The sequence below is a fragment of the Actinomadura sp. 3N407 genome, assembly GCF_052245875.1.
In the GTDB taxonomy this organism is placed as follows: Bacteria; Actinomycetota; Actinomycetes; order Streptosporangiales; family Streptosporangiaceae; genus Spirillospora.
Genome location: NZ_JBQQBP010000010.1, coordinates 147,005 through 166,557, shown reverse-complemented (window position 1 = coordinate 166,557; position 19,553 = coordinate 147,005). Strand labels below are relative to the sequence as shown.

Sequence of the window (19,553 nt, the reverse complement as noted above, 5' to 3'; positions counted from 1 at the left end):
CTAGAGGGTCCCCCCGTCGGTCATCCCACCCCGGAGGGACGGAACGTGTCGAGCACATTCTTCACGAGTGCCTCGTTCTCGTTCCACTGGGACGCGGGAACCGCGACCACCACGGCGTACGGCCTGCCCTGGTGGATCACCCCGCGGTCGCGCGCCCGGGTGACGCCGACGTTGCGGGACCAGATGAACTCGATGTCGGCGGCGGGCACGCCGGCGACGGTCGTTCGGGTGATCGAGACCCGGCGGAAGTCCTTCAGCTTCCCGTCGGCGATGGCCTGCCGCTCCCAGATCAGCCAGTGCTCGTACGGGTCACCCGACCACGGCGTCCGGTCGACCTGAACGTAGGCGCTGCTCGCGGGGTCGGTCCAGATGACGCTGTTGCCCCGCACGGAACGCTTCCACGTGCGCGGGACGCCGATCGTGAAGCCGGGGCCGCGCGCCGGGACGAGCCCGTCAGGGAGGGGCCTGCGGTCCGGACGGCCCGATGTGGCCGGGGAGGTGGCCGGGGATGTGGCCGGCGGCTTGGTGGGCGTGTCCGGCGTGGACTGCTTCGCGACGTTCGTCGGTTGCCGGGAGGCGCCCGGTCCGCCGCCGGACGTGCCGTCCGGCCACAGCAGGAACCCGGCCGCGGCCAGGATCGCCGTCGCCACGACGGCCCCGGCGATGATCGGCGGCACGACCGACCGTTTCCGCCGCGTTCCGGACACGGCGGGCGGCGCGGGCTGGGCGGGCTGCGTGTACCCGGGCGTCCGGTGGCCGCCCGCACCCGGCGGGTACTGTGCGGTCATCCCGGGGGCCGGGCCTGGGACGGGCTGTCCCGGCGGCGGCGGTGGCACGGGCGGCGGCGCGGCGGCGGCCTGGGTTGCGGCTGCGGCCGCGGCCGGGTCCACCGACGTCGCCTCGCTCGACGCGATCTGCGCGGCGGCGAGGCCGGCGGCGTGCCCGGAGGCGATCGCCTTCAGTGCCTCCTCGGCGCGGTCGCCGCTCAGTCGCCGGACCGGGTCGCGTTCCAGCAGGCCGGTGAGGACGGGCGAGAGCGGGCCCGCGTTCTTCGGCGGCGGGACGTCCTGCGTCATGACCGCGGCCAGGACGGCCATCGCGTCGCTGCGGTGGTGCGGCGCCTTCCCCTCGGTCGCGGCGTACAGGGTGGCGCCGAGGGCCCACAGGTCGGAGGCGGGGATCGCCGGGTCGCCGTTCACGCGCTCCGGCGACATGTACGCGGGCGACCCGATGATCAGTCCGGTGCCGGTGAGCGTCGCGTCCCCCGCCATCTGCGCGATGCCGAAGTCGGTGAGGACCGCCCGGCCGTCGTCCGCGACGAGCACGTTGGCGGGCTTGACATCCCGGTGCAGGATGCCGATCGCGTGCGCGGCGCGCAGTGCGCCCGCGATCTGCCGCCCGATCGTCGCGACGCGGCCGGGCGGCAGTGGCCCGTCCTCGTCCACGATGTCCTGGAGAGAACGGGCCCGCACCAACTCCATGACGATCCATGGCCGGTCGTCCTCGTCCACGACGTCGTGTACGGTCACGACGCCCGGATGGTTCAGTCGCGCCGAGGCGCGGGCCTCGCGCAGCGTCCGGCGGTGCCGGTTGTCGCGCTCGTCGTCGCTCAGCCCGGCGGGCAGGACGACCTCCTTGACCGCGACGTCCCGGTCGAGGGTCTCGTCTCGAGCGCGCCAGACCGTGCCCATGCCGCCACGTCCGACCACGGACTCGAGCCGGTACCGGCCCGCCAGGACGCGACCTTCCATCAGTCGTCCGCGGGTTCGAAGTACCGGTAGACCGGCTGGAGGTCGGAGAACACCTTGTCCCAGTTCTTGTCGGGGGCGCGCAGCAGGATGGCGTAGCCGTGCCCGTCCGTCACGAAGCCCCGGTTGAGGATGTGCTGGCGACCGCCGTCGCCGTCGAAGGTGAACTCCCAGTCCGCGGAGTCGTCGCCGTCGCCGGTGTCGGGGACGGGCGGTTCGTCGCCGGTCGGCTCGATCCCGATCAGCTCGTAGCCGGGCCAGCCTGAGCCGCCGCGCTCCTGCCGCCGCCAGTCGTCGATCGCGCTGTCGCCCGGGTCGTCGGTCTGGTCGATCTGGATGTAGACCTTGCGGTCGGGCGAGTAGAAGAAGTCGCCGCCGTTCTTGCGTTCCGGCCCGCTCCAGCCCTTCGGGACGGGCACGGAGTAGCCGCTGCGGTCCTTGTGCATCGTGAAGCCGGCGGGGAGTCCCGCGCTCGGCGTGGCGCCGGACGCCGCGGACGTCGGGGGGGCGGCCGGGTTCCCGCCGGTCACCGGAGTCGTGGCGCCCTCCTTGCCGGCCTCTTTCCCGCCCTCGCCGCCGTCGCCGCCGCCGTTCGCGAGCGCGATGCTCGCGACGACCACGATGACGATCAGCACCACCACGGCGATGATCAGCACGTTCCGGTTGGAGGCCAGCGCCGGGCGCCCGGTCGCGTGCGTCGTCGGCGGGAAGTGCGTCGCGGTCCCGTGGTCGGAGCCCCCGCGTCCCGAGGCCCCCCGTTCTGAACCCGCACGTTCTGAACCCGCACGTTCTGAGCCCGCACGTTCTGAGCCCGCACGGCCGGAGGAACCGTGCTTCAGGACGCCGTGGCTCAGCGACCCGTGGGCGGCGGGCACGGCGCCGCCTGTGGGCTCCGTCCGCGGGCCGGAACGCCAGGACGAGACGCGGTCCGGGTCGGGCGTCGTCTCGCCGGGGCCGGCCTTCGGCTCGCTTCCCTGGCCGGTCCCTCCCTTGCCCGTCCTTCCCTGACCGGTCTCTCCCTTGCCAGTCCTTCCCTGACCGGTCTCTCCCTTGCCAGTTGCTCCCTTGCCGGCACCGCCGGACTTACCGGTTCTGGCGGCCTTGCCGGCCGGGATGTCGAAGCTGGTCAGCTGGTCCGGGCGGGCGTCGGAGGCCTCGGGGCCGGGTGCCGCGCGGATCGGGTCGACGCTCGTGGCGCCGCCGGGGTCGTCCGTCGTCTCCCCGGGGAGCGGCTGGTCGGGCGCGTACGTCTCCGGGTACGGCTCGGCGTACCCCTCGGCGTACGGCTGCGCCCCGTACGATCCGGGCTCGTCCGCTTCCGGGGCGGGGGCCGCGGGCCGGGCACCGGGAAGCTCGTCCATGGAGAACTCGACCGCCATGGTGCGCTGCGTGTCGATGGTCTCCTGGCGGACGATCTCGTCCAGCAGGGCACCGGCCTCGATCGCGTCCATCCGCTGGTCGGGGTTCTTGCGCAGCAGTCCGTCGATGACCGGGATGAGCCGGCCGCCCTTCTCCGGCGGGTCGGGCTCGTCGGAGATCACCGCGACCAGCGCCGCCATCGGCTCGGACCGTTCGAACGGCGACTTGCCGTTCATCATCGCGTAGAGGGTGACGCCGAGCGACCACAGGTCGGAGGCCGGGCCGGCGACCCGGCCGCGGGCGCGTTCGGGCGCGATGTAGGCGGGCGAGCCCATGACCAGCCCGGTCTGGGTGAGGGTGGCGTCGCCGGAGGCGGTGGCGATGCCGAAGTCGGTGAGGACGGCGCGCTCGCCCATCCGCCCGGTGCCGGTGATCAGCACGTTGCTGGGCTTGACGTCGCGGTGCAGGACGCCGGCGTCGTGGGCGGCGTGCAGCGCGGCGAGCATCTGCCGGCCGATCTCGGCGGCGCGGCGGGTCTCCAGCGGCCCGTCCTGCTTGATCACCTGATCCAGGGAGCGCGCCTTGATGAGCTCCATGATGATCCAGGGCCGGTCGTCCTCCTCGACGACGTCGTAGACGGTGACGACGCCGGGATGGCCGAGCCGCGCGGCGGTGCGGGCCTCACGGAACGTGCGCTTATGGTGGACAGCGCGTTCCTCATCGGTGAGACCATGCGGGAGGATGACCTCCTTCACCGCGACATCACGACCGAGGACCTCATCGTGTGCCTGCCAGACCGTCCCCATTCCGCCCCGGCCGACCTGGGTCACCAGTCGGTAACGGCGGGCGAGCAATCGCTCACCGGTGGGTTCACTTGGCATATCCGCGACCATATCGACTTTTGCTGACAACCTTGGACCGAGCTTGCAAGCCACATCCCCCTACCCGTACGACGTCCGGCGTCACGCCGAGGTTCGCAGGACGCACCCGCACGGACGGAAGCACGGACGGAAGCATGGTGGACGTGACATCCGCTACTAATGACTCCGCTACACACGACCCCGCTACGACTGACCCCGCTACGACTGACTCCGCCACGAAGCATCCCGCAACCAACGACGGGACCGCACCGCGCGGCGACCGGGGGACGGCGGCGGGGAGGGACCCACAGGGCGGGGGCGGCCTGCGGGGCGAATGGGGGCGGCTGATCCAGTCCGCGCCGACGATCTTCTTCTGGTACACCCGTCTCTCCGGGATCCTGTCGCTACTCGCCTGGGTCTCCTATGGTCTCATCCTCGAGATAGCCGATATCTGGGCACTGCGCTGGATCGGGTATCTCGGCTGGTTCCCGAGCGTGCCCATCGGCCTCGTCTGGATCCTGCTGTCGATGGGGATCCGGCGGCGCAAGAAGGCCGCCTGGCGGATCCTCCTCATGATCTTCTGTCTGCCGACCGCGCTCGGCGTCACCGCCGTCCTGACGACCATCCTCAACCCGAACAAGGGCACCCCGGTCGGGCTGATCGTCACCGCCGCGGTCTACCTCGCCGTCCTCGTCCTGCTGATCAGCGCGCGCAGCCAGTTCACCACGCTGCCCGACCGCGCCAACCGCCGGCTCGCCAGCCTGGTCTTCACCGGCCTCCTGATCGTGACCTGCGGAATCGGCACGCTCCTCGTCACCGTCACCGACCGGGACCACAGCGGCGCCTTCTGGACGCAGCCGCTCTACGCGATCTCCCAGACCGTCCTCGGGCCACGCGTGACGGGCAAGCCGATCGACGTCCACGTGCCGTTCTGGGTCGACGCGATCCTGTGGGTCCTCGGGACCGGGCTGCTGATCGTCACGTTCTGGGCGATGTTCCGGCCGGGCCGCCAGGACCCCGTCCTGAGCCCCCAGGAGGAGCTGGCGGCGCGCGCACTGCTCGCCGAGTACGGCGACCAGGACTCCCTCGGCTACTTCGCGCTGCGCCGCGACAAGGACGTCATGGTCGCACCGAACGGTAAGGCGGCGATCGCCTACCGGGTGGAAGGGTCGGTCTCCCTGGCCAGCGGCGACCCGCTCGGCGACCCCGAATCGTGGGATCAGGCGATCGAGAGGTGGCTGGAGGAGTGCCGCGCACACGCCTGGATCCCCGGCGCCGTCAGCGTCGGCGAGCGCGGCGCGCACATCTACCGCCGGCACGGGTTCGACGCGCTGGAACTCGGCGACGAGGCCGTCATCGACCTCACCGACTTCAACCTGGACGGACGCGAGATGCGGCAGGTCCGGCAGGCGGTCCGGCGCGTCGAGCGGGCCGGGTACTCGGTGCGGATCCGGCGGCACTCGCAGATCCCCGCCTGGGAGATGGCCAAGCTCATCCGCAGCGCCGACGCGTGGCGCGGCGAGGACACCGAACGCGGCTTCTCCATGGCCCTCGGCCGCCTCGGCGACCCGACCGACGGCCGCTGCGTCATGGTCGAGGCGTTCGACGCCGGCGGTGAGCTGCGCGGGCTGCTCAGCTTCGTCCCGTGGGGACGCGCCGGGCTGTCGCTGGACCTGATGCGCCGCGACCGGCTCGCCGAGAACGGGCTGAACGAGTACATGGTCGCCAAGCTCGCCGAGAAGGCCGCCGCGGTCGGCGCGCAGCAGCTTTCGCTGAACTTCGCGATGCTGCGCGCCGCGTTCGCGCGCGGCTCCCAGATCGGCGCCGGGCCCGTCGCGCGCCTGTACTACAGGTTCCTGTCGTTCGCTTCGAAGTTCTGGCAGCTCGAATCGCTGTACCTGTCCAACGCCAAGTACCTGCCCCACTGGCGTCCCCGCTACATCTGCTACATGCAGAGCCGTCACCTCGTCCGGCTGGGCCTCGCCTACGCCCGCGCCGAGGGGTTCCTGCCGAACCTGAACCGTCCCAAGCTGGACCGTGCCGCCGCCATCGTCCCGCCCGCCGACCTCGTCGACAGCATCAAGCGGATCGAGGAGGCCGCCGACGTGGCCCGCGCGCCGCAGCGCCGGCTGTCGGAGCAGGAGCGGGTCAGGCACGCCAAGCTCGACCAGATCCGCGCCGCCGGGATGGAGCCCTACGCGCTCGGCTGCGAACGCACCGACTTCGCCGCCGGAATCCGCTCGCGCTTCCCCGGTCTCGCCCCTGACACCCGCACGGACTGCCGCGTGGCGATCGCGGGACGCGTCGTCCTCGCCCGCGAACACGGCAGCCTCGTCTTCGTCACCCTGCGGGACGAGACCGCCGACCTGCAGGTCATGCTGACCGCCGACGCGCTCGGCGAGGAGTCCCTGCGCCACTGGAAGAAGCTGATCGACCTCGGTGACCAGGTCGGCGTGCACGGCGAGGTCGTCACGTCCCGGCGCGGTGAGCTGTCGGTGCTCGCCTCCTCGTGGCGGCTCACCGCCAAATGCCTGCGGCCGCTGCCGAACAAGCGCTCCGGGCTGTCCGATCCGGAGGCCCGCGTCCGGCAGCGGTACGTCGACTTCATCGTCAGCGACGAGGCCCGCCGGATGCTCCGGATGCGCGGCGACGCCGTCGCCGCCGTCCGCGACGGCCTCCGCGAACGCGGCTACCTCGAAGTCGAGACGCCGATGCTGCAGCCCGTCCACGGCGGCGCCGCCGCCCGCCCTTTCACCACCCGCATGAACGCCTACAACATGCAGCTCTACCTGCGCATCGCACCCGAGCTGTACTTGAAACGCCTCCTGGTCGGCGGCGTCGGCCGCGTCTTCGAACTGAACCGCAACTTCCGCAACGAGGGCGTCTCCCCCAAGCACAACCCCGAGTTCACGATGCTGGAGGCTTACGAGCCGTACGGCGACTACGACACGATGGCCGCCCTGACCCGCTCCCTGGTCGTGGACGCCGCCCGCGCCGCCCTCGGCACCACCGTGATCGTCCGCGACGGCGTGGAGTACGACCTGGCAGAACCATGGCAGGAGATCACCGTCTACGAGTCCGTCTCCAAGGCGCTCGGCGAGGAGATCACCCCCGACACGCCCGTCTCCACCGCCCGGACGCACGCCGAACGCCACGGCCTGAACGTCGACCCGCAGTGGGGCCAGGGCAAGATCGTCCAGGAGCTCTTCGAGGCGCTGGTCGAGGAGGGCCTGACGGCGCCGACCATCGTCCGCGACTACCCGGCCGAGACGTCCCCGCTCACCCGCCCGCACCGCGCGGACCCGCGCCTCGCCGAGAAATGGGACCTCATCGTCTTCGGCCTCGAACTCGGCACCGCCTACTCCGAGCTGATCGACCCGATCCTCCAGCGGAAGCGGCTCACCGAGCAGTCGCTCCAGGCCGCCGGCGGCGACCCCGAGGCGATGGAGCTGGACGAGGACTTCCTGCGCGCCCTGGAGTACGCGATGCCCCCGGCGGGCGGCATGGGCATGGGCATCGACCGCCTCATGATCGCTCTCACCGGCCGCAGCATCCGCGAGACGATCCCGTTCCCGCTGGTCCGCCCCGGCTCCTAGAGCATCCTTCGCGGAACCGGCCGGAATCCCCGCCCGGCCAGCCAGCGCCGGGCCTCCCCCCGCCGTGCGTCCTCCCCCTCCGGCAGGGCGCACGGCGGAATCGGGACGCCGTCCACCCCCTCGTCCACGGGGAGGACATCGCCTCGCTCGACGTCGAGGATGTGGAGCCCGTCGTCCATGGCCGCCGCCACGGCCCCCAGGTCAACGGACAGCCCCATGAGCCCGGACTCAGGGCGGGCCCCCAGCGCACCGGCGATCTCGTCGGCCAGCTCGGCGTCTCCCGGGAGGTCCCGGCGTTCCAGCTGCTCCGCGCACTCACGGGCGAGCGCCTCCGCTCCGGGCACCCGCTCGCCGAGCGCGGCGACGAGGACGTCCCCGGCGTACTGAAGCACCGGTTCGAGCGGACGCTCCCGGAGCATGCGGAACCCAGCGGCCCCGTCGCCACGGTGCACGGCGGCGCGCAGACTCGCCAGCGCGTCCTCGCCCCATTCGGTCACGCAGACATTTGTACAGACATCCACCGACACGGCACACCGACTTCGGCGAAGCCGATCGCCCGCGATCTGGCCCCCGGCCCGTGACGTGGACGACCGACAGTTCCGGACCATTGGGGACGTGCGCGCGGAAGGGGCCTACCGGTGCCAAGATCACGGCAGGAGGGCCGATCGGACGGTGTGGGACGCGTCGGGGGCGGCGAATCGCAGGAGCCGCCCGGCTTCCTCTTCGACGGCGCCCTCGTCGGGCAGGGGGGCGAACAGGTCGATGGTCACGCCGGCGCGCTGAGCCTTCTTGTCGTGCTCGAACGACCAGATGCCGTGGACGCGCCCGTCGATGAGAAGCGTGGGCTTGGTCACCGCGCCCACGCACACGACCTTGCGGTGCTCGTCCGTCATCAGGCGCGTGCGGTCGGCGTAGGCGAGGATCAGGTTGTCGAAGAAGGGCAGGAACCGGATCGGGGCGGGGACGTCGCCCTCCGGGAGGGGAGCGCCGGGGAGGTCGAAGAGTTCCACGCCGTTCTCGTCCTTGTAGACCTCCAGGGTCGAGCGGAGTTCCGCGAAGGCGGCGTCCATGCGGCGCAGGCCGGACCACATCTGGAAGTCCTTGACCGAGGCGGGCCCGAACGCGGCCAGGTACCGGCGGATCAGGCGGTCGGGCGCGGTGTCGTGGAGGGGCTTGCCGATCCAGTCCTCCGCCAGGGCGAACGGGGTGGCGCCGCCGGTGTTCCAGGTGCCGCTGGGCGGCGGGTGGACGATGGGGAGCAGCGCCTGCACGGACCAGCCGAGGGCCTGCAGATCGCGGCCCGGCCAGAGTTCGGCGAGGCTCCGGGCGAGCTGGGGGCGGGTGAGGGTCCGGCCGTCCAGGAGCTTGCGGGCTTCGGTGGCCAGCTCGTCCAGGTCCCAGTCCTTGGTGACGCGCCCGAACGCGGCCTGCCGTCCGCGCAGGATGCTGTCCCGGACGAGGGGACGGAGCCACAGGTAGTCCTCGGCGAGCGCCATGTGCTGCGTGCCCCGGAGGATCGACGCTCGCACGACGGAACGGTCGGTCATGAGGTCGGTGAGCTCCTGGCGGCGGAAGCCGGCCAGCCTTGTCCACAGGCCCAAGTAGGGCATGTTGGTTTCCTGGGCCTGGATCGCGACGAGCCGTGCGACCGCGTCGCGGGCGGGCATGTGGGAGCGTTTCAGGAGGAGCTGCCGTTCCAGGGCCGCCCGGTTCAGCGTCCGGCGATCAAGTATCCGCATCACGATCCCAACCAGAGAACGAACTGTTCCGTTCCAGTGTACCAGAACGGAATGATCCATTCCCATGTTCGGCTAGGCGTCGCCGGACTGCTCCCGGTACGCCTCCACGGCGTAGCGGAGCCGGGCGCCGACGAGGAGCGCCTCGTCCGCCGGGCATCCGAGGAGGCGGGTCACCAGCTCGATGATCTGCTCGTCCGAGAGATCCGGCTCGCGTGCGGCTATGCGTCCGACTATCTCGACCAGTTCGGGACGCTTGTAACTGACGATCGACTGTCCGCGCCTGACCTGTGTGGGCTCGGCCACCGGGCCGGCCCGCCGCGCTTCCGGCGCCTCCGGCGGCGTCGGGCGCGTCGGCGGCGTCGGCGATGTTGGGGGCGTCGGCGGCGGTGAGGGCGTTGGCGGCGGTGAGGGCGTTGGCGGCCTTGAGTGCGTCGGGGGCGTTGGGGGCGTTGGGGGCGCCGTGCCCGGCCGGCCGCCCGGCTTACCCCAGAGAGCCGGGATGTCCGAAGGCGGGGCCGGGGGCGCGGGTGGCTGCGGTTCGCTCTGGCCGGCGCCGCGGGGGGTGCGGCCTGGGGCGTCCAGCCGCCGCGGCGGCACCCGGGGATTCGACGCGGGCGGGGTCGGCTCACGAGGTGCGGCACCCGGGCCGGTGTCGTGCTCCGGCCGCCGTGGTGGAACGTCCGAGCCGGTCGCGGGACCGCCCCCACGCCGGGCGGGCGGCTCCGGCTCCGGGGACGTGCCGGTCGGGCCTTGGCTCGGAACTCGCGCGTTCCAGCGCGGAGCGTCCAGCCGGCGAGGCGGCAGCGCGGGGCCGGCCGAGTACGGGGCCGGGGGCGAGGACGGGGACGGAGGCGGGGGCGAGGACGGGGGCGAGGACGGAGGCGAGGACGGAGGCGAGGACGGAGGCGGGGGCGCCGACTCCGGGGGCGCGGTGCCTGGGTCTTGCTCGGGAGGACGCGGATCGTGGTCGCGGGCGTCCGGCCGCTGCGGTGGGGCGCCCGAGCCCGCCACTGGCCTGGTGTCCCGCCGAGATGGCGTGGGGGGACCGGGAGGCGCGGCGCCGGGGCCCGGTCCCGGGCGGCCGGGCGGCACGCTTGGAGCAGGCTTGGAGGGCCTCGGTGCGGGCGGAGCCGCAGTCGGCTCCGGCGGTGCGGCGCCTCCGCCGCCGACGCGCGGGCCCCGGCCTCGTGCGTCCAGCCGCTGGGGCGGGACGTTCGAGCCGGACGTGGGGATCCCCGGATCCGGGGTGGTGTCGGCGGGACGTGTGGATTTCGCGGCCGTGGGCGGGACCTCCGACGCTGGAGGTCCTTCGGCCGGTCGGGGCGCCTCGGCCGGCCGGGGTGCCTCGGTCGCTGAGGGTTCCTCGGCTGCCATGGGTTCTTCGGCTGCCGGGGATTCGGTTGTGAGGGCGGTGAAGAGGGCGGCCGTGGGTGTTATCGCGCCGTGGAGGTGGCGTGGCAGGAGGGTGGACGGGGGCGGACCCTCCAGTGGTGGCAGGTCCGGGCCCGGTGGGCCCACGAGGATGATCCTGGGAGCGAACCAGAGGAGGAAGAGCGCTTCGGCGCCGGCCTCGTGTTCGCCGTCCACGATGACGACGTCGAAGGAGCCGGGGGTGGGCGGGAGCGTCTCGGGGATGCGCCAGAGCGGGAGGATCCAGGCGGGGACGACCTCGGACGGGTCGGCGGGAGACGCGGGGACGGCGGCGAGGGCGGCGGCCCGGGCGCGGGCGGCGGTGAGGTCGGCGCGGACGGCCCGGAGGCGTTCCTCGGCCTCGGCCAGGGCCGTGCGGAGGCGGTCCTCGGCGGGGACGGTCTGCCGGGCCGCGTTGCGGGCCACGGCCCAGGCCTCGTCCCAGCGCGGGGTGCGGGTCTGCCAGACCTCGTCGCCATCGGTGGCGATCATGAGGTTGGCGAGGTCGGGGTGGACGGCGCGGACGCGGGCGAGGAGTTCCTCGCAGCGGATCTGGCGGGACCGTTCGTGCCGGGCCTCGGCGAGGGCGCCGAGGGCGCGGCCGTAGGCGGCGGCGTCGCGGGCGTCGATGGCGTCCAGGGCCGACCGGAGTTCGGGCGGATCGTCGCCGTCGACGGGGCCGATCGAGTCGCGGAGGGCGTCGAGGTCGGCGGCGGCCCTGCTGACCCCGAGGCCCTCCAGGGCGTTGCGGAGGGCGGTCACGTAGCCGTGCCACTGCTGGGGGTGGGCGAGGGGGATGGCGAGGCCGGAGCGGTCGAGAAGCTGCCTGGTCTCGTTCACGGCGGCCATGGCGTCGCGGATGCGGGCGAGGCGGGCGTGGGCGCGGACGAACCGGGCGACGCGTTCGGCGGGTGGCAGGTCGGCCGGGAAGGAGATGCCGGCGGCCTCCCACACGTACTGCAGCTCGCGGCAGGTGATCCGGACCATGAGGTCGGTGTGGACGAGGTCGAGCAGCTCCGGTGTGGTGGGGGCGACGCCGTCGACCTTCACGTTGGTGAGGAGTGGCTCGGCCTGGCGCTGGGCGGAGGAGCGCAGCGGTCCGCGTTTGAGGGTGCCGCCGCCGGCGAGGTGGGCGCGCAGGTCCTGGGCGGACGCGGCGAGGCCGCGCAGGTCAGCGTCGGCGGGGAGTTCGATGGCGTGGCCGCCGATCTCCGCCAGGGCGCCTTCCGCCCACTGGGCCCGTGCGGTCATCTCGGCGACCCGTGACCAGATGAGCGGACGCCGGTCGGCGAGGGCGTCGCCGAACGCCTGGGCGGCGAGGTCGGCGGGGTTCCAGCCGCCCGGGTCGCCGTCCAGGCCGAGGTCGCGGAGTGCGGCTGCGACGACGGAGGCGTTGCCGTCGAGGCGGGCGAGGAAGGTGACGTCGGTGTCGCGCAGGCGGCGGGACAGGTCGGTCTTGGACCGCTCGGCGCGTTCGGCCGCCGCCGTCTCCGCCTCGATCAGGGTGCGGACGTAGGCGGCGCTGGGCAGCGCGCCGGGGTCGACGTCGCGCTGCGCGGTGCGGGCCTTGCGTTCGGTGGTCTCCTCCGCGAGGAGGACGACGAGTTCGGCGGCCTCGGACCGGGAGATCGGCGGGCCCGGCGGCATCTCGGGGCGGACCGGCATCCATGCCAGGTCGGGCGCTTCGGCGCGCAGCCACTCGCGCGGCGCGTCCGATTCCCGGTCGGCGCCGGCACGGAGGCGTTCGCCGATCTCGGTGACGTCCCGGGCGGCGGTCTTCTCCTGGTCGGCCAGCGCGTCCACGTCGGGGGCGCCGGTGCGGGCGAGGATGTCGTTCGCCGCGGCGCCCGCGACGGCCGGGTCGGCGACCGTGAGGCCGGCGAGGCCGGGCGGGAGCGCCGCGCGGAGCGCGGCCGACGCGGTGGCGCCGGACGTGGCGACCAGTACGCGGTGGCCGCGGGTGAGCAGGCCGGCGAGCAGGTCCGGGACGGTTTCGGGTGCACGCTCCGGGATGTGCATGACCTGCGTCTTCGTGGACGGCGACACGAGCCGCGCGAGCCCTTCGGGGACGCCGCCGGACAGGAGGTCGAGCAGCCGGGCGTGGTAGTCGGCGACGGCGCGGCGGCCCGGCGGGCGGACGACCAGGGCGGGCGCGAGCCGCAGCCGCGGGACGGGCGAGGCGGTGTCGGCGTCCGGTGCCCAGTCCTCGCGGTAGTCGGCGGGGACGTTCAGCGCGACGGAACACCATTTGCGCAGCACGTCGCCGACCGAGGTGTTGAGCCCGAAGCCCTGCCCGGCGTGCACGGCGTCCGACACCCAGTCCGCGGGCCGGTAGCCGGGATGGCCGGACAGCAGTTCCCTGTCGCGCAGGCTCGTGTGGCCGGCGAGGACGACGTCGATGCGGTCGGTGCGGTCGTCGACGACGATGCGCACGGGCGTGTTCAGCAGATGGTCGTGGACGGCCGGGCGCCAGGCGAGCAGGCCGGTCGCGAGCACCACCTCCTGCCCGGCGAGGTCGCGGAGAATCCGGTACCAGTTGCGGAGTCCGAGCCAGCCGTCGAACTCGTCCAGCACGACCGGGGGCGTCAGCGGGATGACGGGGACGCTGAACAGGACGTCGCCGGGCCCCGCGTCGGTCTCCACGTAGACGTCGCCGGGCAGTTCGGACAGCCAGTGGACGTGGTCGTGCGCGGACAGGTCACGGGACGGGCGCCGGCGGGCCCGCGCGAGATCGCGCAGGAACCGCAGCAGCCGCGCCGCGTGTTCGGACTCGCGCGCGGACTCGTCCGCGCCCCGGGGCGGTTCCCGGGGGGTGCGGGGGGTCGTCCCCCCACCCGGAAACCCGCCGGGGCCCGGGCCCTCCTCAGCCACCGCGGCTCCTTCCCTTCCCACAGGGGGAACGAACCTCTCACATCCTCGGCCGCGCGCACGGGCGGAGCCTGACGCTCGGCCGGATGAAAAAGTCCGATGGTGGTGCCACGATCTAACACCTCTGGGCGGGCCCGGCCAAGCGCAATCGATGATCTTGCATCAGCGGGTGCTCGCCATGTAGCGGTCCTCGTTCGGCATCATCACCCAGAGGACGAGGTAGACGACGAACTGCGGGCCGGGCAGCAGGCACGACAGCACGAACAGCAGCCGGACGGTCCCGGGCGACATCCCGAACCGGTGCGCGAGCCCGGCGCAGACACCCGCGATCATCCGACCGTTGCGCGGACGATAGAGACCGTTCATGTGTTCTTCTCTCCCCGATTCGTCGAGCGGTGAACGTGGTCGCGGGTTTTCGCGGCCACATCCCCCACGCTACGAACCGGGCGGGTGTCCCCACATCAGCCGTCAGACCTGTTCACGTCCCCTACCGCGGGATTAGGGGATGCCCCCTAGGGGCCTTGGGCGGGGCCTTCGCCGCCGAGCCGTCAGGTGGCGTTGTGGTCGGCGACGAGCTTGGGGAGGGCGGCGAGGTCGTCCAGGACGAACAGGCAGCCGCGCAGGGCCTCGGGGTCCTGCTGGATGTGCCCCCAGGGGCCGCGCCGCAGGAACGCCGCCTGCATACCGAACGCCAGCGCGGGCCGGACGTCGTTGTCGATGCGGTCCCCCACGTACAGGACCCGGTCGGGCAGCACCTCCGCGATCTGGGCGCAGCGTTCGAAGAACTCGTGCGACGGTTTCTGGACGCCCCACACGTCGGAGATCCCGACGACGTCCGCGTCCAGCCCGAGCGCCGCCATCTGCTCGGCCGCCTCCACCGGCTGGTTGCCCGCGATCCCGACGTAGAGGCCCTGGCCGCGGAGGCCGGACAGGCAGGCGCGCGCGTCCGGGTACAGGTCGTCCGGCCCGAAGCCGTTGGGGACGCCCGCCTCCAGGCGGCCCCGCTGTTCCTCCGCCAGGTCGAACCCCGGGCGGAAGTACTCGAAGACGTCCATGTGGGTGCCGCCCGTCGCGAGCACCGCGCCGAGCTTGGTGAGGAACGTGTGCCTCGGCACGCCCAGCCAGTCGGCCCAGCGCCCGTAGATCTCCCCCTCGTTGATCAGCGTCTCGCCGATGTCGAAGAAGACGGCCTGGACGGGGCGGGGGGTCTGGAGCCTCTCGGTCACGGGCGGGCCAGGTCCGCTGAGGCGCCGGGGGCGAGGCGGGTGAACTCCTTGCCGAGTTCCTTCGCGGCGCCGGTGAGGACACGGTTCATGACGTCGAGGCCGATGTCGTTGAGCAGGCCGTCGTGGATGGCGTAGGCGCGTCCCGGGTTGACGGCCCGCGTGTATTCGTACAGGTCGACGGCCTTCATCCAGGGGGCGTTGCCGGGAAGGCACAGCGTCGGGACGGGCTCGGACGGGACGGTCAGCGCGTCGCCCGGGTGGAAGACCTCGCCGTCCAGCATGAACCCGACGTTCGGGATCGGCGGCAGGTCGGGGTGCATGATCTCGTGGTCCTCGCCGTAGACGTGGACGTCGAAGCCCGCGACCGTGACGGCGTCGCCGTGGCCGACCTGGTGGACGCGTCCGCCGAGGTCGGCGAGGTTCTCGGCGACGACGCGGGACGTCCACACCTCCAGGGAGGGCCGCTCTGCCATCGCGGCGCGCAGGGCGTCGGCGTCGAAGTGGTCGAAGTGCTCGTGGGTGATCAGCACGGCGTCGGCGGCGGCGAGGGCACCGGAGGCCCCGCTGAACGTGCCGGGGTCGATGACGACGGTCCGGTCGTCCTTGGTGATCTGGACGCAGGCGTGTCCGAGCTTGGTGAGACGCATCAGGCGATTTTCCCACGCCGGTTTCCGGCGCCGGAGGGCCGACCCCATTGACCGGGCCCGTGGCCGTTGATAGAACACGTTCTAATTCGGGGCTCTGATTCGGAGCGCGAACCGGTGCAAGGAGGCGGCGCAATGCCCGTTCCCGACCAACGCGACTCCGAGGTCACCAGGCGGAGCCTGACGGACTGGCTCGGCGGGCATCTGCCCGGCGTCCGGATCCCCCATCTGGAGACCCCGCAGACCAGCGGCTTCTCCAACGAGACACTGATGTTCGACGCCGAGTGGACCGGCGGCGACGGCACCCCGCGCCGGGAGCCGTTCGTCGCGCGGGTCGCCCCGGTGAACTACCAGATCTTCCCCGAGCCGCGGTTCGAGGAGCAGTACCGGCTGATGCGGATCCTGGACGAGCGCACCGGCATCCCGGTGCCGCCGATCCGCTGGTACGAGCCGTCCGGGGACGTGCTGGGCGCCGCGTTCTTCGTGATGGGACGCGTCGACGGCCGCGTCCCGACCGATATGCCGCCGTACCACATGGACGGCTGGGTGACCGAGGCCCCGCCGGCCGAGCGGGCCGCGATGTGGTGGTCCACGCTGGAGATCCTCGCGGACCTGCACCGGCTGGACGTCGGCGAGCTCGGCCTCGGGTTCCTGGACCAGCCGGCCTGGGGCGCCCCCGGCCTCGACCAGCGGCTCAACTACTACGAGCACTACCTGCACTGGGCCTACAAGGGCCCGCAGGAGACGGCGCTGAAGGCCCTGGAGTGGCTGAAGGCCAACCGGCCCGACGAGCCCGGCGACCCCGTCGCGCTGTGGGGCGACGCGCGCATCGGCAACGTGATCTTCCAGGCGGGCGTGCCGGCGGCCGTCCTCGACTGGGAGACGGCGGTGCTCGGCGCACCCGAGGAGGACCTCGCCTGGTTCATGTTCCTCGACCGCCACCACTGCGAGGGCGTGGGCGCGGCGCGGCTGGACGGCTTCCCCTCCTACGCCGAGACGGTCGCCCGCTACGAGGAGCTGCTCGGGCGCCCGATGCGGAACATGGCGTACTACGAGATCCTGTCCGGCTTCAAATTCTCGGTGATCATGGCCCGGATCGGGCAGGCGATGATCGACTTCGGCTGGATCGACGAGACCGCGGACTTCCCGCACGACAACAACTGCACGCAGCTGCTCGCCCGCATCATGGAAGGAGACCGGTGACGCTCTCTCCGCTCGACGACTACCCGATCCACCAGGCGCCCGAGGTGATGCGGCACGTCACGACGTCCGACCGCAACTTCTACGACCGCTACTACTTCAACGTCCACCCCTGCTCGGACGAGATGATGATGATCATCGGGATCGGGCAGTACCCGAACCTCGGGGTGATGGACGCGTTCGCGGTCGTGCGGCGCGGGCCGGTGCACAAGGTCGTCCGGGCGTCCCGGGAACTGGGCGCCGACCGCATGGACACCACGGTCGGCCCGTTCCGCGTGGAGGTGCTGGAAGGGCTGAAGCGGCTCAGGGTCGTCCTCGACGAGAACGGACCCAACGAGAACGGACCCAACGGAAACGGCCCCGACACCAGCGAGCACAACCTCAGCGAGCACGGCCTCTCGTTCGACCTCGTCTGGGAGGGGGCGATCCCCGCCACGCTGGAGCCTCCGCACTACCTGCGCTGGCAGGAAAGGGTCGTGTTCGACTCGCGGCGCCTCGCGCAGACCGGCCGCTGGACGGGCACCATCACGATCGACGGCGAAACCATCGAGGTCACGCCCGACCACTGGTGGGGCTCCCGGGACCGCTCCTGGGGCATCCGTCCTGTGGGCGAGCCGGAACCGCCCGGCATCCAGGTCAAGAACGCGGGCACGTTCTACTGGCTGTACACGCCGATGCAGTTCGAGGACCACTCGATCCTCTGCATCGTCCAGGAAGACGAGAACGGACGCCGCATCCTGGAAGAGGCCACCCGGGTCTGGCCCGACCGCGAACCCGAGTTCCTCGGCCGCCCCGAGTACCTCCCGGTCTACGCCGAGGGGACCCGCGACGTGGTCACCGCCACGCTCCGGTTCGCGCCGCCGGGAGGCGAGCCGTTCGAGATCCGCGCCACGCCGATCCTGCCCGTCCACCTGATGGTCGGCACCGGCTACGGCCTGGAACCCGACTGGAAGCACGGCATGTACCAGGGCCCCGACCTCAAGGTTCAGGGCGTCACCTACGACATCCGCAAACCCGACGACGCCGCCCGCATGTGGGGCATCGTCGACGCGGTCGGCCGGTACGAGTACCTGAACGGCGCACAGCCCACGGCCGTCACGACCGGATACGGCCTCTACGAGTACTGGGCGCTCGGCCCTCACCCGTCCTTTCCCGAGTGATCGATCTGCCAGACTGGCGACCGTGACGACCCCGCCCCCGCCCGACCCCCCGAGCGAGGAACGGCCGTCCCGGGAAGAACTGGACCGGCAGGTGCGCGACCGCTACGGAAACTGGCGCGATCAGCCGCGCGGCCTGGCCTGCGCCGTGATCGCCGCCTTCATGATCCTCACCACCGCGGCGTTCGCGTTCGCGGTGGTGGCCGTGGTCATGGCGATGAGCTGAAGCCGGGGCGCCGACCGGATCGGTGCCCCGGCTTCGCAAGCTCGGCTCGGGGTGGGTTGGCCGGCAGGGTCTAGGCCGGGGTTCCCTCGGACCCCTCCGCGATGGTGAACGCCACATCGCCCTGCGGGTCGACCTGGGCGTCCAAAGTCTTGTCGTCCAGCATCTCGGCGACGCTGGGCTCCAGGTACACCTTGGCGCCCTCCTCCTCGACGACCTGGTCGCCGGCCTCGGGGGCCGGGGCGACCGAGAGCCGCAGGGCGTCCGAGCCGTCGAGCCCGGACTCGATGCGGATGCCGGTCTCGGGCGGAAGCTCCGGGTTCGCGGTCACAGTACGTATGACCTGGACGGCACCGCTGGTCAGCGTGAGCACGATCAGCTCCTCACGTCTCTATCTTTTCGGATCGGATCTGCCCCACCCTCCCCGATCCTCACGGCGGTAAACCTCGAAACGTGACCGCGCGGTGTCAGCCGGCGGTCGGCGCGAGGGCGCGGACGGCCTCGGGCTGGGAGAGGCCGCCTCCCGGGACGATGGCCAGCACGGGCGTGGTGAGGCCGCTGTCCACGTACTCGCGGACGCGGGCGCGGCACCGTTCCGGGGACCCGTGCACGATCAGGTCGTCGACGACCTCGTCCGGGATGACCTCCAGGGCCTTCTTCCGGTCGCCGGCCGCCCACGCCTCGTTCATCGGGCGCAGCGCCTCACCGCGTCCGAGCCACTCGTGGAACGCCCGGTAGACGGGGACCGTCATGTACGCGGCGATCATCCAGCGGCCGATCGCGCGGGCCTCCTCGGCGTCGTCGGTCGGGCAGACGAACAGCCGCGCGATGAGCTCGAGGTCGTCGCCGATCTCGCCGCGCACCGTCCCGACGTCCTCGGGGGCGAGCCAGTTGGTGATCGCGCCGTCGGCCTCGCGGGCGGCGAGCCGCAGCATGCCGGGGCGCAGCGCGGCGAGGACCACGGGCGGCGGGGTCGCGGGCGCGTTGTCCAGCTTGAAGCCCTTGACGGCGAAGGTGTCGTACTCCTCCTTCACCTTCTCCCCCGCGAGGGCCTTGCGGAGGAAGCGCAGCGTGTCGCGGGTGCGCTTGTACGGCTCCTCGAACGGGATGCCGTTCCAGCGCTCCACGATCGTGTCGGACGAGGTGCCGATGCCCAGTACGAACCGTCCGGGCGCGAGGCCCGCGAGCGTCGCGGCCTGCTGTGCGAGCAGCGCGGGGCCGCGCGTGTAGACCGGCACGATCGCGGGGCCCAGGCGCAGCCCGGGGTCCCACTGCGAGGCGAGCGCCAGCGGGGTGAACGCGTCGGTGCCGTTCGTCTCGGCGGACCAGGCGTCGGTGTACCCGAGCGCGGACAGCCCCTCGACGATCTCGCGGTGCTCGGCCAGAGGAAGCCCGGTCAGCGGAATGGTCAGTCCCCAGCGTGACTGGCCCGTGCTCGGCTTGCCCGTGCTCGGCTTGCCCGTGCTCGACTGGCCTGTGCTCGACTGGCCCGTGCTCGGCTTGCTCGTGGTTGACATGCCGGC

14 protein-coding genes are annotated in these 19,553 nt (G+C 72.5%); 4 read left to right on the top strand and 10 right to left on the bottom strand.

What is annotated here, in order from left to right; genetic code table 11:
- Positions 1–20: 20 nt before the first annotated feature.
- Complete coding sequence (locus ACTWPP_RS25255) at positions 21–1,751, bottom strand: serine/threonine-protein kinase (RefSeq protein ID WP_443106825.1); 1,731 nt, start codon at positions 1,749–1,751, stop codon at positions 21–23.
- Positions 1,751–3,988, bottom strand: coding sequence for a serine/threonine-protein kinase (locus ACTWPP_RS25250; protein ID WP_443106824.1), 2,238 nt, complete (start codon positions 3,986–3,988; stop codon positions 1,751–1,753). The genes ACTWPP_RS25255 and ACTWPP_RS25250 overlap by 1 nt, the downstream gene beginning before the upstream one ends.
- Before the next feature lie 134 nt (positions 3,989–4,122).
- Between ACTWPP_RS25250 and lysX the strand changes: the two genes are divergently transcribed.
- Entirely contained in the window at positions 4,123–7,563 is a 3,441-nt protein-coding gene (gene lysX / locus ACTWPP_RS25245; protein ID WP_443106823.1) for a bifunctional lysylphosphatidylglycerol synthetase/lysine--tRNA ligase LysX, read from the top strand.
- Here the strand turns inward: lysX and ACTWPP_RS25240 are convergent.
- From ACTWPP_RS25240 to ACTWPP_RS25215, 6 genes are all read right to left on the bottom strand, one after another.
- Positions 7,560–8,060 carry a hypothetical protein gene (locus tag ACTWPP_RS25240; protein ID WP_443106822.1) on the bottom strand — a complete coding sequence of 167 codons (501 nt, stop codon included), beginning with the start codon at positions 8,058–8,060 and terminating at the stop codon, positions 7,560–7,562. The two genes, lysX and ACTWPP_RS25240, sit on opposite strands and share 4 nt — an antisense overlap.
- 150 nt (positions 8,061–8,210) lie before the next feature.
- Positions 8,211–9,302: a winged helix DNA-binding domain-containing protein gene (locus ACTWPP_RS25235; RefSeq protein ID WP_443106821.1), complete on the bottom strand. Its 1,092-nt coding sequence runs from the start codon at positions 9,300–9,302 to the stop codon at positions 8,211–8,213.
- Positions 9,303–9,374: 72 nt separating this feature from the next.
- The gene (locus ACTWPP_RS25230; protein WP_443106820.1) at positions 9,375–13,583 is read right to left on the bottom strand and encodes a hypothetical protein; all 4,209 of its coding nucleotides are present in this window, start codon (positions 13,581–13,583) and stop codon (positions 9,375–9,377) included.
- Positions 13,584–13,742: 159 nt separating this feature from the next.
- A complete protein-coding gene (locus ACTWPP_RS25225) occupies positions 13,743–13,946 on the bottom strand; it encodes a PspC domain-containing protein (RefSeq protein WP_443106819.1) in 204 nt (67 codons plus the stop codon).
- A gap of 182 nt (positions 13,947–14,128) precedes the next feature.
- Positions 14,129–14,806: an HAD family hydrolase gene (locus tag ACTWPP_RS25220; protein WP_443106818.1), complete on the bottom strand. Its 678-nt coding sequence runs from the start codon at positions 14,804–14,806 to the stop codon at positions 14,129–14,131.
- Positions 14,803–15,453, bottom strand: coding sequence for an MBL fold metallo-hydrolase (locus ACTWPP_RS25215; protein ID WP_443106817.1), 651 nt, complete (start codon positions 15,451–15,453; stop codon positions 14,803–14,805). Before ACTWPP_RS25215 ends, ACTWPP_RS25220 begins: the two co-directional genes overlap by 4 nt.
- Positions 15,454–15,585: 132 nt before the next feature.
- Between ACTWPP_RS25215 and ACTWPP_RS25210 the strand changes: the two genes are divergently transcribed.
- From ACTWPP_RS25210 to ACTWPP_RS25200, 3 genes are read left to right on the top strand one after another with little or no spacing between them, the layout of a single operon-like run.
- A complete protein-coding gene (locus ACTWPP_RS25210; RefSeq protein ID WP_443106816.1) occupies positions 15,586–16,653 on the top strand; it encodes a phosphotransferase family protein in 1,068 nt (355 codons plus the stop codon).
- Entirely contained in the window at positions 16,650–17,810 is a 1,161-nt protein-coding gene (locus tag ACTWPP_RS25205) for a hypothetical protein (protein WP_443106815.1), read from the top strand. Before ACTWPP_RS25210 ends, ACTWPP_RS25205 begins: the two co-directional genes overlap by 4 nt.
- Before the next feature lie 22 nt (positions 17,811–17,832).
- Positions 17,833–18,033, top strand: coding sequence for a hypothetical protein (locus ACTWPP_RS25200; protein WP_443106814.1), 201 nt, complete (start codon positions 17,833–17,835; stop codon positions 18,031–18,033).
- Between the two features lie 70 nt (positions 18,034–18,103).
- Here ACTWPP_RS25200 and ACTWPP_RS25195 read toward each other — a convergent pair whose 3' ends face one another.
- On the bottom strand, positions 18,104–18,403 hold the full coding sequence (locus ACTWPP_RS25195) for a Fe-S cluster assembly protein HesB (protein WP_131971707.1): 300 nt from the start codon (positions 18,401–18,403) through the stop codon (positions 18,104–18,106).
- Positions 18,404–18,497: 94 nt separating this feature from the next.
- Positions 18,498–19,547, bottom strand: coding sequence for an LLM class F420-dependent oxidoreductase (locus tag ACTWPP_RS25190; protein WP_443106813.1), 1,050 nt, complete (start codon positions 19,545–19,547; stop codon positions 18,498–18,500).
- Between the last annotated feature and the right edge of the window lie 6 nt (positions 19,548–19,553).

Excerpts from the sequence above, each read along its gene's own strand:
- ACTWPP_RS25250 (WP_443106824.1), bottom strand. The coding sequence starts at position 3,988 with ATGCCAAGTGAACCCACCGGTGAGCGATTGCTCGCCCGCCGTTACCGA.
- ACTWPP_RS25215 (WP_443106817.1), bottom strand. The coding sequence starts at position 15,453 with ATGCGTCTCACCAAGCTCGGACACGCCTGCGTCCAGATCACCAAGGAC.
- ACTWPP_RS25190 (WP_443106813.1), bottom strand. The coding sequence starts at position 19,547 with ATGTCAACCACGAGCAAGCCGAGCACGGGCCAGTCGAGCACAGGCCAG.
- ACTWPP_RS25210 (WP_443106816.1), top strand. The coding sequence starts at position 15,586 with ATGCCCGTTCCCGACCAACGCGACTCCGAGGTCACCAGGCGGAGCCTG.
- ACTWPP_RS25255 (WP_443106825.1), bottom strand. The coding sequence starts at position 1,751 with ATGGAAGGTCGCGTCCTGGCGGGCCGGTACCGGCTCGAGTCCGTGGTC.
- ACTWPP_RS25225 (WP_443106819.1), bottom strand. The coding sequence starts at position 13,946 with ATGAACGGTCTCTATCGTCCGCGCAACGGTCGGATGATCGCGGGTGTC.
- ACTWPP_RS25235 (WP_443106821.1), bottom strand. The coding sequence starts at position 9,302 with ATGCGGATACTTGATCGCCGGACGCTGAACCGGGCGGCCCTGGAACGG.
- lysX (WP_443106823.1), top strand. The coding sequence starts at position 4,123 with ATGGTGGACGTGACATCCGCTACTAATGACTCCGCTACACACGACCCC.